At 61.0% G+C, this 14,645-nt stretch carries 12 protein-coding genes and 1 pseudogene; 7 read left to right on the top strand and 6 right to left on the bottom strand.

Annotated features, from left to right (window positions below; all coding sequences use genetic code 11):
* Positions 1-14: 14 nt before the first annotated feature.
* Both MMB74_RS01215 and MMB74_RS01210 read right to left on the bottom strand, forming a co-directional pair.
* Positions 15-497, bottom strand: a complete 483-nt coding sequence (locus tag MMB74_RS01215; RefSeq protein ID WP_277426764.1) for a hypothetical protein — start codon at positions 495-497, stop codon at positions 15-17.
* A gap of 196 nt (positions 498-693) precedes the next feature.
* Positions 694-1,191, bottom strand: coding sequence for a hypothetical protein (locus tag MMB74_RS01210; protein ID WP_277426763.1), 498 nt, complete (start codon positions 1,189-1,191; stop codon positions 694-696).
* Between the two features lie 639 nt (positions 1,192-1,830).
* On the opposite strand from MMB74_RS01210, the pseudogene MMB74_RS01205 reads away from it, so the two are divergent.
* Positions 1,831-1,947 (top strand): annotated as a pseudogene (locus tag MMB74_RS01205) (transposase); the annotation flags it as partial.
* 292 nt (positions 1,948-2,239) lie between these two features.
* Here MMB74_RS01205 and MMB74_RS01200 read toward each other — a convergent pair.
* Entirely contained in the window at positions 2,240-2,779 is a 540-nt protein-coding gene (locus MMB74_RS01200) for a GNAT family N-acetyltransferase (RefSeq protein WP_277426762.1), read from the bottom strand.
* A 388-nt stretch (positions 2,780-3,167) separates the two neighbouring features.
* Between MMB74_RS01200 and MMB74_RS01195 the strand changes: the two genes are divergently transcribed.
* The 5 genes from MMB74_RS01195 (at position 3,168) to hfq (ending at position 11,141) form a co-directional block, all read left to right on the top strand.
* A complete protein-coding gene (locus tag MMB74_RS01195) occupies positions 3,168-4,397 on the top strand; it encodes an MFS transporter (protein WP_277426761.1) in 1,230 nt (409 codons plus the stop codon).
* Between the two features lie 293 nt (positions 4,398-4,690).
* Positions 4,691-5,581, top strand: coding sequence for a TetR/AcrR family transcriptional regulator (locus MMB74_RS01190; protein WP_277426760.1), 891 nt, complete (start codon positions 4,691-4,693; stop codon positions 5,579-5,581).
* 40 nt (positions 5,582-5,621) lie between these two features.
* Positions 5,622-8,183: an acyl-CoA dehydrogenase gene (locus tag MMB74_RS01185; protein ID WP_277426759.1), complete on the top strand. Its 2,562-nt coding sequence runs from the start codon at positions 5,622-5,624 to the stop codon at positions 8,181-8,183.
* A gap of 94 nt (positions 8,184-8,277) precedes the next feature.
* Positions 8,278-10,167, top strand: a complete 1,890-nt coding sequence (locus MMB74_RS01180; protein ID WP_277426758.1) for an AMP-binding protein — start codon at positions 8,278-8,280, stop codon at positions 10,165-10,167.
* A 461-nt stretch (positions 10,168-10,628) separates the two neighbouring features.
* A complete protein-coding gene (gene hfq / locus MMB74_RS01175) occupies positions 10,629-11,141 on the top strand; it encodes an RNA chaperone Hfq (protein WP_277426757.1) in 513 nt (170 codons plus the stop codon).
* A 66-nt stretch (positions 11,142-11,207) separates the two neighbouring features.
* Here hfq and MMB74_RS01170 read toward each other — a convergent pair whose 3' ends face one another.
* Positions 11,208-11,531 (bottom strand): antibiotic biosynthesis monooxygenase, encoded by a 324-nt coding sequence (locus MMB74_RS01170; RefSeq protein WP_277426756.1) that lies wholly within the window; start codon positions 11,529-11,531, stop codon positions 11,208-11,210.
* Between the two features lie 61 nt (positions 11,532-11,592).
* On the opposite strand from MMB74_RS01170, the gene MMB74_RS01165 reads away from it, so the two are divergent.
* Entirely contained in the window at positions 11,593-12,285 is a 693-nt protein-coding gene (locus MMB74_RS01165; RefSeq protein ID WP_277426755.1) for a GntR family transcriptional regulator, read from the top strand.
* Positions 12,286-12,379: 94 nt separating this feature from the next.
* Here the strand turns inward: MMB74_RS01165 and MMB74_RS01160 are convergent, their stop codons facing one another.
* Complete coding sequence (locus tag MMB74_RS01160) at positions 12,380-13,156, bottom strand: DUF2968 domain-containing protein (protein WP_277426754.1); 777 nt, start codon at positions 13,154-13,156, stop codon at positions 12,380-12,382.
* A 59-nt stretch (positions 13,157-13,215) separates the two neighbouring features.
* Positions 13,216-14,616 carry a sigma-54 dependent transcriptional regulator gene (locus tag MMB74_RS01155; RefSeq protein WP_277426753.1) on the bottom strand — a complete coding sequence of 467 codons (1,401 nt, stop codon included), beginning with the start codon at positions 14,614-14,616 and terminating at the stop codon, positions 13,216-13,218.
* Between the last annotated feature and the right edge of the window lie 29 nt (positions 14,617-14,645).

The following is a 14,645-nucleotide window of genomic DNA, read 5'->3' as shown; positions in this document are numbered from 1 at the left end:
GGTCGACTCGACGCTCAACCCTCGGGACGGAAGTAGAAAGATCCGGTGAACTGAAGGTGATTCAACTTACATCCCACCGCCGGCGCTTTTGCGTCGTACACGTGAATCGTTAATTGCGCAGGCGGACTCGACACGGAAAGAGGGACCTTTGTCTTGCTCGTCACCGTATTGTCCGCCAGCAAAAAGAACTGGAGACTCATCCCATTGAAATCGGTATTCGGTGGGATTTTTATCTCAACGGCATTATGCAGATTTGCATCGACGGCAAGAATCGAAAAAGAGCAAAGCGGCAGCGCCAATGGCGAATCAAACGTGCCGGCTTGATTCATCACGGTCGTCCCACTCCCGCTCAGCGGATTGCACAACCCCCACGAAAAATGCTCACCCAAAGTTCCCAGCGTGCTCCATTTTATGGTGACCCCGTTCGTTCCACCATTAATAGGAGAGTCAGTTATATAGTCCACCTTGATCGGCATATATTGCGTTATGGGTCCCATATATCACTCCAAATTTTAAATATTGCTTAGATTAAAGCCATCAGTCATATATCAGACAGCACAACCGGCGAAATAGCAACTTGCTAATTCAGGGCTAGCGTGCAACACGATATAAATCTCGGAATAAAAATCGCATCTCACACGATTCAACCTACACCCAGCCTATCGAATTTACGCCACACCTCAAGCATCACATTCAATCGTTGTTGATAAAAATCAACGCGGAACTTTGAGGTTCGTCAAATGTCAGAACAGCCTTATTGGTTGAATCACTTCCATCTCTTATCGTGATCTGCAATTGAGTCGGAATAGCTGCTGCGGTGAAGTCAACTGGCGTTTTGTTTTGCACCGTTTTGTCTGCCAGCAGATAAAACTGAAATACCAAACCCGGAAAAGTAATACCCGTAGGAATTATTATCTTTACCGTATTAAGCAATGCAACGCTATCGTCGGCATCTTGGATGGAAAAATATGAAATATTAAGCGGCGACTTCGAGTCCCACGACGCGAGTTGATTCATGTACATGGCGCCCTCTGGGTTCAACGGGGACCATAGAGACCAAGCGAATGGCATCGGATCGTTCTGATCCATTCCCCACTCCACGGTTGTATCAGAATCGGGAGAATAGGGAGTACTAGGATCTAAAAGCGAATATTCGACTTGAATCGACATGTATTGCGTTGCGTTATTCATAAGCGATCTCCAAGATTCACAGGACGCCACGACTAAAAATCGAAGCAATTCGGCGTAAGCAACGGACATCACACAATAAGCTCGAGCGACTTTCTTTTTCGCCTTTCCCTCATTGCTTTCAATATCAAGTCTCAGTCTATCTTTACAAGGACAGCAGTCAACCCCACCGCAAGACCAACTCAATACATAAAATCAGATGTTGAGATTCTAAAATCAGTAACCGGGAAATGGCCCAGTTTCTCCGCCCCGCCACCCAATATTTGGTTAAATTCCATCTGTTTATGTCGATACGCAAGCAAACGGCAAAACACGAAGCACTTGGATTGCCGAGCTCCGTCCTGCGGCCGGCCACGACCACTCGACTTCCGCCTCCGGCCCGCCCCCGTGAAGGGGAATGCGCAGCACCCAAAGAAAGCGGCTTCGGCCCGCGACGCCGAGGCGACGAATTTCTGATTGCGGCGACTATGGCTGGATAATTCAAAATCGGACGAACCGTCGATGCGTGATCGGGATTCCAGGGCCTTTTGACGTACCCGATCACTCCGGGACCGGAGTTCGTGGCGATGCGGTCCCTGGGTAATCCTCCCGTCCAGTAAGCGGGATCAGAAGTAGAATTTCCAGCAAAGGGAGTTCTACGCAATGAAGAAGTCGAAGTTCACGGATAGCCAGATCATGGAAGCGCTCAAGCGAGCGGAAGCTGGCGTGGCGGTGCCGGAGATTTGCCGGGAGTTCGGCATTAGCACGGCGACCTTCTACAACTGCCCGATCAATTCTAGACAGACAATCTTCGTCATGTCATTTGCCATCGACGGCCGGTCAGATAAATCCACGGACGTTTTTTTTATTCCCGGATACTGGGCTTACGTCACGTGCTAAGGCGAAAAGAGCAGCGGATTATGCGAAATCGGTCGCAATCGGGCCGTTGAATAGAAGGCAAGTGGTCGTTTCTTAGATATTGAACAAGACCAACCGCAGCAACGCATTTGGTATTTTGCGATCCGGGCGGCGTTTCCGGTTTCGCGCGGTCATTTCACGACTCGCTATATCGTCACCCCACCCGCAAACCCTCCCTCTCAACCCGATACCGCTCGTACCGAGCCCCCTCTTCCTCGACCTGCTCGACCCACCGCATACCAATCTTGACCGCCACGCGTTTCGACGCAACGTTCCCGCTAGCGATATCCGCAATCACCCGGGGCAGCCTTCTCGTCCCAAGCGCATATGCAACCAACGCCCTCGCCGCCTCACTGGCAATCCCTCTCCCCCAAGCATCCCGAACGAGCCGCCACCCGATCTCCACCTCCGGCCCAACCCCATGATCGGGGATGAGCAGCACCCAGCCGACGAACTCCTCCGGCGCGCGGCGCTCGCGAATCGACCAATACCCGAGTCCCGGCGGATATGGCCGGGTGATGCGAAACTCGACAAACTTTCGATGCTCGGCGGGATCATTCCAAGGCCCTTTGATATACCGCGTCACTTCGGGATCGCGGTCCATGGCGATGCAATCTTCGAGATCGGCGAGCGTGCGCTGCCGGATCAAGAGGCGGGGCGTATCAAGGGGAGGCAAAACGGAGCCGGTCGACATACGAGCACTACCCATTTCGAAAGAAAAAATCGCAACAACTACTCAGAGCAGGCAAGACAAAAAACAAGACCATTAGCGAACCCAAGCATGGCTAGCCGCGCAAGCCTACACGCCATTTTCACCGCAAAAGGTAACCAACAGCAGGCTGCAAACCGCAAAACCGACCCATCCCTTTCAATCCCCCAACAATCAACGCGAAACCTGCGCATTCGCCCATCTTCCACGTAGGGATTAGCCCGCATACCCCCTCCCCGACCCTGCGTCCGCTTAAAGAGCGCGTACACTTGAACGGCCCCACGGGGCGATGCAAGCCCTTACGCCACATGTGCCAAAAGCATCCGAGACGACTCGCCAGTACACAGCAGCTGGAGCCAAAGGAGAATCTCAAATGACGTGGACCAAGGAACAACGAAACGTAACGATCGCCGCCTACCTGGGCTGGACGCTCGACGCATTCGACTTCTTTCTCATGGTGTTCGTGCTGAAAGACATCGCAGCCGAATTCCATACGAAAATCCCCGAAGTCGCTTTCGCCATCACCTTGACGCTCGCCATGCGCCCCATCGGTGCGCTGATCTTCGGCCGCCTCGCCGACAAGTTCGGCCGTCGCCCGACGCTGATGGTCAACGTCGCGTGCTACTCGCTGCTCGAATTGGTCTCCGGCTTCTCGCCGAACCTCGCCACGTTGCTCGTCTTGCGCGCGCTGTTCGGCATCGCCATGGGCGGAGAATGGGGTGTCGGTTCGGCCTTGACGATGGAAACCATTCCCGCCAAATCGCGCGGCCTCGTCTCCGGCCTCTTGCAAGCGGGCTATCCCAGCGGCTACCTAATTGCCTCGATCGTCTTCGGCGTGCTCTATCAATACGTGGGCTGGCGCGGCATGTTCTTCGTCGGGGTCGTCCCGGCGTTGCTCGTGCTCTACATCCGCGGCAACGTGCAGGAATCGCCGGCTTGGAAGGCGCTCGATACAAAGCGCGTTCGCCCGAGCATGCTGGCCACATTCAGGAAGAATTGGACGCTCGCGCTGTATTCGATCATTCTCATGACGGCGTTCAACTTCTTCTCGCACGGCACTCAGGATCTCTACCCGACCTTCCTTCGCGAGCAACATCACTTCGATCCGCATACGGTTTCGATCATTGCTATCGTGCTCAATATCGGCGCGATCGTCGGCGGCCTGTTCTTCGGTTCGCTCTCGGAGAAGATCGGCCGGCGCCGCGCCATCTGTATCGCCGCTTTGATCGCCTTGCCCGTCTTGCCGTTGTGGGCCTTCTCGAGCGGCCCCGTCCTGCTCGCGGTCGGTGCGTTCTTGATGCAGATTTCGGTGCAAGGCGCATGGGGCGTCATCCCCGTCCATCTGAACGAAATTTCTCCCGATGAAGTGCGCGCGACATTCCCGGGCCTGGTCTATCAGCTCGGCAACCTGATCGCGTCGGTCAACGCGACCATGCAAGCGTCCGTCGCCGTGAGCAATGGCAATAACTATGCGTTCGCGCTCGCCGTCGTCGCGGGTATCGCCTCGGTCGTCATCGCCATCTTCATCCTATTTGGCCCCGAAAAACGCGGCATCGATATGACACGTTCGGCGCAGGAAGTCGCCGCGTCTCCCGTTGTCTGACATCGCTCGTTGCACATGCGGGAAAGCGCTAAACGCGCCTTCCCGCGTTCGCTCCCGTTCCGTCCTCCGCCCGTATTGCTGCACTGCAACGCAAATTGGGGTTCCTCCGGCCACTAGAGGGCTCCACCCACAAAGAACGCTTGCCGCCATTTCCCAGCGTTTTTATCGTGCTAAAAATAACGAATTTCAAGCGGAGACTTGAATCGCTTGTTCGCGGCCGGTCACCGGCGTAGCTATGCATGGGAGCGGGGTCGAGCGCCAAAGCGTTCGCTCTGATCGACAGGGAGGCATACATGGCAGTTCGAACACCAAGCCGGACCACCGGCGATACCAAGGCGCGCATTCTCGACGCCGCCGAAGACATCTTCATCGAATGCGGCTACGAAGCCATGTCGCTGCGGCAAATCACGTCGCGCGCCGATGTGAATCTTGCCGCGGTCAACTATCACTTCGGCAGTAAGGAAGCGCTCATTCATGCAATGCTCGCGCGCCGTTTGGACACGCTCAATGTCGAGCGATTGAAGTTGCTCGATCGTTTCGAGGCTCAGCTAGCCGATCGCTTGACCTGCGAGCACGTGCTCGGCGCAATGTTCATTCCCGCATTGCGCCTCTCGCGCGATCCGCGTGCCGGCGGCCCCGCCTTTCTGCGTTTGCTCGGTCGCGCCTATACCGATCCGTCCGCCTTCATTCACGATTTCCTGAACGGCCACTACGCCGATGTCGCCGAGCGTTTCTTCGATGCGTTTCAGCATGCCTTGCCGCATCTGCCGCGAGAAGAACTCGGGTGGCGGTTGCATTTCGCGATCGGTGCGCTGTCGGGCGTCTTGGCCGGGGCGGACACCGACAACCTGATCGCCGAATTCTCCAAAGGGCAAGCGATCAGCGATCTGCATCTGATCGCGCGGCTCGCGTCGCTGATGGTCGCCGCGCTCAAAGCGCCGTTGCCTGATGGCACCCAACTTGCGGCGTTCGCCGCCGTGTTGGGCGATGCCGGCGACAGTTGCGACGCGGCCGCCGCCATCGGCGAATGTGGCCCGCTCGTTGCGCCTGCGCCGCACGACGAGGCACAGGGCGAGGTCAAGCCCGAGGAACACGCAGGCGCACCGGTAGCAGGCGCTCACGCATTGCAAGCGGCCGGCGCGCACGCCGGACAGCAGCAAGAAGGCGTGCGTCCCGCACTCTAACTGCGCACGGCGCGCATGCGCGCCGCACGGAGAAACGCACATGGCATCGCTCGTCGTGGCGCTCGTCGTCGCGGGTGCAATCTTGATCTTCAACGAAGCGGCGGCACTGTGGTGGCTGATCACGCTTGGCGCATGGGTCGCGATCGTGGCCGCGACGAAAGCCGCCGGGCTTGCCGCCTGCATCGCACTCGCCATCGTGCTCGTGCTGCCCGCCCTGATCATGACGCTCAAGCCGCTGCGGCGCGCGCTCGTTAGCGCGCGCGTGCTGTCGATGTTTCGTCGCGCGCTGCCGGAGATGTCGGCCACCGAGCGCGATGCGATCGAAGCGGGCACCGTCTGGTGGGACGCCGAGCTATTCACCGGCCGCCCCGACTGGGACGCCCTGCTTGCACACGGCCCGCCCGTGCTGACCGACGAGGAGCGCGCGTTCGTCGATAACGAGTGCGCGGCCCTGGCCGATAGCGCGAACGATTGGGAAACTACCGCGCGCTGGCAAGACCTATCGCCGCAATCTTGGCAGTACATCAAGCAGAAAGGCTTCCTCGGCTTGATCATCGACAAGGGCCACGGCGGCAAGGGCTTCAGCGCCTATGCGCATTCGCAAGTGATCGCGAAGCTCGCCTCGCGCTGCTCGGCGGCAACCGTCTCTGTCATGGTGCCCAACTCGCTCGGGCCCGCCGAGTTGCTGTCGCATTACGGCACCGAGGAGCAAAAGGCCTATTACCTTCCCCGCCTCGCTCGCGGCGAAGAAATCCCTTGCTTCGCCCTCACGAGTCCCTACGCCGGATCCGACGCCGCGGCCATCCCCGATCTCGGCGTCGTCTGCAAAGGAACGTATCAAGGCCGCGAAACGCTGGGCTTTCGCGTGACGTGGGATAAGCGCTACATCACGCTAGGCCCGATCGCCACGGTGCTCGGCCTCGCGTTTCGCGTGAGCGATCCCGAGCATCTACTCGGCCCCGACGACGAGCCCGGGATCACCTGCGCCTTGATTCCGACGGCGCACCCGGGCGTATCGATCGGCCGGCGTCACTGGCCGCTCAACGCGGTCTTTCAAAACGGGCCGAACTCGGGCAAGGATGTCTTCATTCCCATCGATTGGGTGATCGGTGGCCCCGCGCAAGTGGGCAACGGCTGGCGCATGTTGATGGAATGCCTCGCTGCCGGCCGCGCGATCTCATTGCCTTCCGGAGGCGTTGGCACGGCCAAGCTCGCCGTGCGCGGCACGAGCGCGTATGCGGCGCTGCGCCGCCAGTTCAAAACGCCGATCGGCAAGTTCGAAGGCATTCATGAAGCGCTCGGCCGCATGGGCGGCAATCTCTACGTCATCGACGCGATGCGGCGCTTTTGCGCGCAAGCGGTCGATCTCGGAGAACGGCCCGCCGTGCTGTCGGCCATCGCCAAATATCACGTGACCGAACGCGCCCGAAAGATCGTGAACGATGCGATGGATATTGCCGGTGGCAAGGGCATTTGTCTCGGGCCGTCGAACTTTCTGGCGCGCGCCTATCAGCAAATGCCGATTTCGATCACGGTCGAAGGCGCCAATATCCTCACGCGCTCGCTCATCATCTTCGGCCAGGGCTCGATTCGATGCCATCCGTATCTGCTCAAGGAGATGACAGCCGCGCGCGACGACGATGCACAGCGCGCGTTGATCGCCTTCGACAACGCGTTCTTCCGCCATGCCGCCTTTCTTGCATCGAACGCATTGCGCAGCCTCGTGCATGGCTTGACTTGCGGCGTGTTCTTGAAGAAGCCGCGCGGCGCGACGCCGGTGCTGGCCAAGTATTACCGCGCGGTCACGCGGCTTTGCATCGCTTTCGCATTCGTGGCCGACATGTCGATGCTGGTGCTCGGCGGCAAACTGAAGCGGCGGGAGCGATTGTCGGCGCGGCTCGGCGATGTGCTCTCCGCGCTCGTGCTGATGTCCGCCACGCTCAAGCGCTTCGAAGACGAGGGCGCGCACGCCGAAGATTTGCCGTTCGTGCGCTGGGGGCTCAAAGACGCGCTACTCGCGGCCGATCAAGCGCTCGAAGGCCTCTTCGCGAATTTCCCCAATCGCTTCGCCGCTGCGATCATGCGCACGCTCGCGTTTCCCTACGGCCTACGGCGGCGCCCGCCTTCGGATGCGCTGGCCAGCACCATCGCCCTGCTGCTTCAAACACCCTGCGATGCGCGCGAGCGCTTGCTGGCCGGCTCTCACGTGCCGAGCGAGCCGGATCCTCGCGATCCGATTGCATGCGGTGAGCGATTGCTCGCACTCGGCCAAGAAATCGCGGAAATCGAAGCGAAGCTGCACGAGGCCGTTCGTGAAGGCCGCGTAAAGCCGATGCCTCAAAATTTGGCCGACGTGCCCGGCTGGGCGCGTGCGCTCGAAGCAAGCGGGACGATCGACGCACGCGAGCGCGAGGCGTTGGTCAGCTATGCCCGCGACGGCGCCGCGTTGATTAGCGTGGACGATTTCCCAGCCGATTTAGACCGTTCTGAAGCGCAACCCGGCAGGCTGGAGCGGTCCGCACCGGCGCCCGCACCCGAAACATCACCGCCGATACGACCAGACAAGCCGGCCGATCTGTCGGTCGATGTGGACGGACATTGACCCAGTCGCTGAAACGCGGCGCCGCGGCGATCGAGGGATCGCCGATCGATCGCCGCGCTGCTCAAGAAGACGACGACAACAGGGACATCACGACATGAACCAGCCTTCCGCGCAGCAAGCCGCCACCGATCCCGCAAAAGCCCCCGCCAACGCGAGCGACCCGCCGCAACGCGCGGCGCAAAGCGCGGCGGATCCGCCCAACACCGATGGCATCTGGTACGCGTCCTATCCGCCCGGCGTACCGCATGAGATCGACGTGACGCAATATCAATCGGTCGCGCATTTCTTCGACGACTGCACCTCGCAGTTCCGCGGTCGCACGGCGTACGTCAGCGTCGGCTCGGAAATGACGTACGACACGCTGGCCCGCAAGGCAAAGGCGTTCGCCGCGTATTTGCAACGCGTGGGCATCCGGCGCGGCGATCGCGTCGCGATCATGCTCCCCAACACGTTCCAGTACCCCGTGGCATTGTTCGGCGTGCTCAAAGCCGGCGCCGTCGTCGTCAACGTGAATCCCCTCTACACGCCGCGGGAACTCGCGCATCAATTGAAAGACAGCGGCGCCAAGGCGATCGTCGTCTTCGAGAACTTCGCGAAGACGCTCGAACAAGCGCTGCCCGGGACGGCCGTAGAGCATATCGTCGTGACCGCGCTCGGCGATCTACTCGGCGATGGGCTCAATCTCAAGGGACGCTTGCTGAACTTCGTGATCAAACGCGTGCAAAAGATGGTGCCGGCCTACCGCTTGCCCCACGCCGTGCGCTTGCGCCGCGCACTCGCACTCGGCGCGAAATCGTCTCTCTCGCCGACGATCGTCGCGCACGACGAACTGGCGTTCCTGCAATACACGGGGGGCACAACCGGCGTCGCCAAGGGCGCGATGCTTACGCACCGAAACATCGTCGCGAATCTGCTTCAAGCGAAGGCCTGGGCCGAGCGGCAACTCACGAGCGAGATCGAGACGGTGCTGACGCCGTTACCGCTCTATCACATCCTCTCGCTCACGGTGAGCGCACTCATCTTCCTGGGCCTGGGCGGGCGCAACATCTTGATCGCCAACCCGCGCGACACCAAACGCGTCATGCAGATTTTGCGCAAGCGGACGTTCACGGGCATTCTCGCAATCAATACCCTTTATAAGGCGTTTCTGGACAACGAAGAATTCTGCAAGCGCGACTTCTCCAATCTGAAGCTCGCGATGGCAGGCGGCATGGCCACGCAACGCGCCGTCGCCGAACGCTTCAAAGCGGTGACGGGCAAACCGATCGTCGAAGGCTACGGCCTCACCGAATGCTCGCCCATCGTTGCGCTCAATCCCGTCGATCTCGAACACTTACGCGAATTCGACGGATCGGTTGGCTTGCCCGCCCCTTCGACACTCGTACGGTTCCGAAAGGACGACGGCACATGGGCCAACATCGGGGAAGCCGGGGAACTGTGCGTCAAAGGCCCGCAAGTCATGAAGGGATATTGGATGCGGCCCGACGAGACGGCGAAGGTCCTCGACGACGAAGGCTGGCTAGCCACGGGCGACATCGGCCTCATGGATTCGGCGGGCTTCATCCAGCTCATCGACCGCAAGAAGGACATGATTCTCGTGTCCGGCTTCAACGTTTATCCGAGCGAAATCGAGGATGTGATCGCAATGCACCCGGGCGTCAAGGACGTTGCCGCCATCGGCATTCCCGACGACGTGCAAGGCGAACGCCCCAAAGTGTTCATCGTCCCGCGCACACCCGGCCTCACCCGCGAAGAAATCCTCGATCACTGCCGCAAGAATCTCACCGGCTACAAGGTACCGAAGCTGATCGAGTTTCGCGACGAGCTGCCGCAGACCAACGTCGGCAAGATTTTGCGCCGCGCCTTGCGAGACGAAGAGCTCGCCAAGCTAGACAAATTGCGCGACGGTTCCGCACGCAGCAATCGTCACGACGATCGCAACGGCGAACACGGCGTGAGCGCCGGCATCGATCAGCGGAGCTGACGCGACAGCGCTGCACCCCGGCAAGCGTTCGGTCGAGCGGCCGGACACAGGTTGGTTGGCCCGCTTCGACTCCTCGATCGAGCGCGCTCGCGTGGGGCCAGCTGGACGCGAAGACAGCGCCTAGCCCGAGGTTCGAGGCGCGGCTCATCACTCCCCCGGGCCCTAGAATTTTCCGCATTTTGCTCATGCGGCGCGTGCGGCCGCGAAGTCGTAAGAAAACGTTACCAATTCGCGCCCTCCATTGGGCCGTTCACGCGCCAACACGGCGCTAGGCGGCCGCACGGCGCGCCAACGTCGTGCAAACCATCGTCGAGAAGCGCCTTGGCCGCGGCCGCGGCGCCTTCATCTTCGCCAAATCGACACACGCGTTGCGCACACGGGGTAAAATCCCCGCCAATCGTGCGTGTATCGTCGCGCAGCCGCCAACCAACCCTGGAGCAGCCCCCGCTGCAGTCCTAGCAATGCCGAATCCTTCCGAATCGCATCCGCAGAACGACTTCATGAACGCCGCGCGCAAGGAGCGCAAGCGCGTCGAGATCTATCTCGTCAACGGCATTCGCCTGACGGGATGCATCGAGTCGTTCGATCAATACCTCGTCATGCTGCGCACGCCCGTCGGGCTGCAAGGTATTTACAAACGCGCCATTTCCACGATTCAACTCGATACGGGCACGCGTCCCGGCCCGCGCGGGCCGCGCACCGGCGGCTACGGCGAACGCCATGGTTCGCGCGAGGGCTCCGGCCCCCGCGAAGGCCGCGAACCGCGCGAGGGGCGCGAACACCGGGAACCGCGTGAACCACGCGAGCATTACGGCGCCCCGGCAGGCCCGGACAATCGTTCGTCGGATGCGCCGGTGGTCGTCACGCGCCGGCGCCGCCCGTTCAGCACGCTGCCGGGCAGCCCCGGTAGCGCCGGCAATGACAACGGCAACACCGGCAACAGCCACGGCGATTCGGGCAGCCAAGACGAATAAGAATAGACGCCACTGCCGGCAGCGCGCCCCTTGCGGCCGCTGCCTCACCTGCCATGCGCGTTCGGCTCACGCCTTCTTGAACGAATAATCGCGTTCGACCTTGCAGATGCGCGTGACATATTCTTCATACCAGTTCTCGCGGCCCCGCCTTTGCGCGGTCAGATGCGTCGCGTCGGCCTTCCAAGCGGCAATCGATTCCAGATCGCGCCAATAGGAGACGGTTATGCCCACGCCGTCACGCGCCGACTCGGCCCCGAGGTAACCCGGTTGCTTCTCGGCGGCCTCGCACAAGATACGATCCATTTCCGCATAGCCTTCGTCGACCTGCGTGCGAATCGACGTAAAAATCACGGCGTAGTACGGCGTTGCTCCCGTCTTCGCGAACGACATTCGAGCCTCCTGGCTGGTGGTAGCTTGGTATACCATTATGCCAAATATTGCGGAAACGAATATGCAAACCAAGCTCGACTCCACCGCCGACGCTATCGCGGCATCGCTGCGCGCCTCGATCGCAATGGGTCAGTTGAGAGACGGCACGCGGCTCGTCGAGCGCGAGTTGGCCGATCGTTTTTCGGTCAGCCGGATTCCATTGCGCGAGGCGCTGCACAAGCTGGAAGCCGAAGGCCTCGTCGAAATTTTCACGAATCGCGGCGCCGTCGTGCGCGCATTGACGCAAAGCGATGTCGACGAGATTTACGGGCTGCGCACGTTGCTGGAAGGCGACGCGATTTTTCGCGCCGTCAAATGTATGACCGAGGAGACGCTCGCACGCGCCGAGCTCGTGCACCGGTTACTGGGCAAAGCGCCGACGCCCGACAAGCAAGGCGAGTTGAATCGTGAATTTCACGAGTTGCTGTATGCGCCGTGCGGCAACCGCAGGCAGTTGAAGGCGATCCGCGACTTGCGCGGGCAGGTCGAGCGCTACGAGCGATTGCAGAGCACGCTGCTCGCCGATACGGCCGCGTTTCAACATGAGCATGCGGCGATCTTGAAAGCGTGCCGCCTGCGCGATGCGCGCGGCGCGCGGGCCATGACGGTTGCGCATCTGGCGAGCGCAAAACGCATCGTCGAACGAGTGCTTGCGCAAGCGCAGGGGCAAGCCGATGCGGATATCGGCGCGGTTCGCGAACGGCGGCGCAAATAGCGGGAAGCGCCGCATCGAGGCCGGCTAACCGGCCTCGATGCGGCGATCGTAGTACGCTGCTCGGGGCATCCGGCGTTGCCTTAGCATCGTGCTGTCAATGCTTGCGGTGACGCGACGGATGCGTGTGCGGCAAGCCTTGATTCGTTTCACGCTGCAGCATGTGGATCTGCTGCTGCACCGCGTTCAGCTGCTCCTGTGCCGCCAGCTTTTGCGTCTGCAACGATGCCGCTTCTTCACGCGCCTGCTTCTGGCGGCTCGCGACCAGTTCCTGCTGCCTGCGCGCAACGTCGAGATCGGCCTGCAAGCGATCGGCGCGCGCTTGCGCCGCCGCGATCAGCGCTTCGGTATACGCCTTTTGCGCCGCGAGCTTCGTGCGTTTGATTTCGACGTCGGCAAGCTGTGCGCTGCGGCGCGTGAAATCGGCGTAGACGGCTTCCGCGTAATCCGCGTTCGTCGTCTTGATCACCCGCCAGAAATTCTTCTGCTGGAACAGAGCGACGTAGTACGTCATCTCCTTCCCATGCAGAAGCAGGCTTGCGCCATACGTGCCGTTGTACGCCCTGCGTAACTCGGAAAGCTCCGTGCCATGCATCAGCCGTTGTAATTCGGCAACATTTCCTTGGCCATCGCTCGCCTCGTCGGCAGCGGCCGCCGATGCCGGTTGGTCTGCCGACATCACGGGCGAAGCGCTCTGCGTCGATGCCGCCGCCGAACCGGCCGAGACCGGTGAAGGCGCTGCCGCAGCGACCAGTGCAACGTTTGCGGCGCCGTCCGAGCTGGACTGCGCCGTGGCACAACCATTTATCCCCATTCCCCCGATTGCGATCAGCGCTGCAAGCGCGGTCCCCCGTAAACACGAATAGTGGCTCATGTGTTGTTTCCTGCGCGAATAGTTCTACTTTTTGAGACAACTTTCACTTAAGCGCGCCATTATCCCTCACTTTCTCGCGTTTCGGGCTCCTCGTCGAAGATCTGGTACTTGCGCATTTTTTCCCAAAGAACCTTGCGGCTGATCCCAAGGTACTGGGCTGTGTCCTGCCGCCGCCACGCGTTCGCAGCGAGCGCCGCCAGCACGCGCGCGCGTTCGGCCATGTCCCACTTGCTGCGGTCGACGACGGGCTCGTTTGCGCTCTCGGCGGGCGCGGGCTGCGCGTTGCGTGCATGCGCAATGAGTCGGCGCAACCGCGGCGCATCCCACGCGCCGATCTGTCGCACCGTCACCCCGATACGCTCGGCCAAATTGCGCAGCTCGCGCACATTCCCGGGGAAATAGGTGTCGGCGACGGCGTCGGCCAGCCAATAGGGGATCTCGGGCAAGCTCGTCAGCCGTTCACCGCCTACCACGGAGGCGATGAACGCCTTGAAGATCGCGATCTTGTCGGCGGCGCCGCGCTCTTCGAGCGACGGAATGCGCAATTCGATCACCGCCAGCCGGTAGTAGAGGTCGGCGCGAAACGTTCCGTCCTTCACGAGTTGCGGCAGGTCTTTATTGGTCGCGGCCACCAAGCGGAAGTCGACTTTGACCGGCGTGGCCGAGCCCACCCGCGTGACGGCGCCGTCCTCGAGCACGCGCAGCAGTTTCACTTGTTGATAGAGCGGCAAGTCGCCGATCTCGTCCAGAAACAGCGTGCCGCCGTCCGCTTGCTCGAAGTAGCCCTTGTGCGCGCCCACGGCGCCCGTGAACGCGCCCTTGGCGTGACCGAAGAAGAGCGACTCGAACAGACCGTCGGGAATCGCGCCGCAATTGACGGGTACGAACGGCCCGGTCCGGTAGCGGCGGTGCTTTTCGTGCAACAACTGCGCAATGCGCTCTTTGCCGACGCCGGTCTCGCCGCGGATCAGCACGCTCGTATCGCAATCGGCGAACGTATCGACCTCGTGCAGCAGCGCTTGCATGCAATCGGAATGCGCAACGAGCGCCGTCGGCTCGAGCGTCTGAGCCGTATGGGCGCGCAATTGCGTCAGCAGCTTGGTCACCATGCCGCGCAGCTCCGCGCAGGTGAAATCGAGCGGCAGCACGTGCGAGTATTCGGGCGGATAGGTGGCCGGGTCGCGCTCGCGCGGCAACGCACCGACCCAGATCACGGGCATGCCCGTATGCGCCTGCCAATCGCGCAACCGGCCGCCGCCCCCGCTGCTGTCGATCACGCTCACGCTGATCACCGCCAGAGATGCGCGCGCCACGTTGCGTTCGGGCGCGTTGGTCATGTCGTCGGCGCGGATCACGTCGACGTCGAAGCTCGACATGCAGCGCACGACGCGCTCGACGATGTCGGCCTTGCCCTCCCAGACATAAATGTCCAGTTCCTCGATCGTATGGGCAGTTCTCATCGTTATTAGGTGTCCTAAGCAACGGTACG

Source organism: Trinickia sp. Y13, assembly GCF_029522115.1.
Taxonomy (GTDB): domain Bacteria; phylum Pseudomonadota; class Gammaproteobacteria; order Burkholderiales; family Burkholderiaceae; genus Trinickia.
This window is presented reverse-complemented; position numbering and strand designations above follow the sequence as displayed.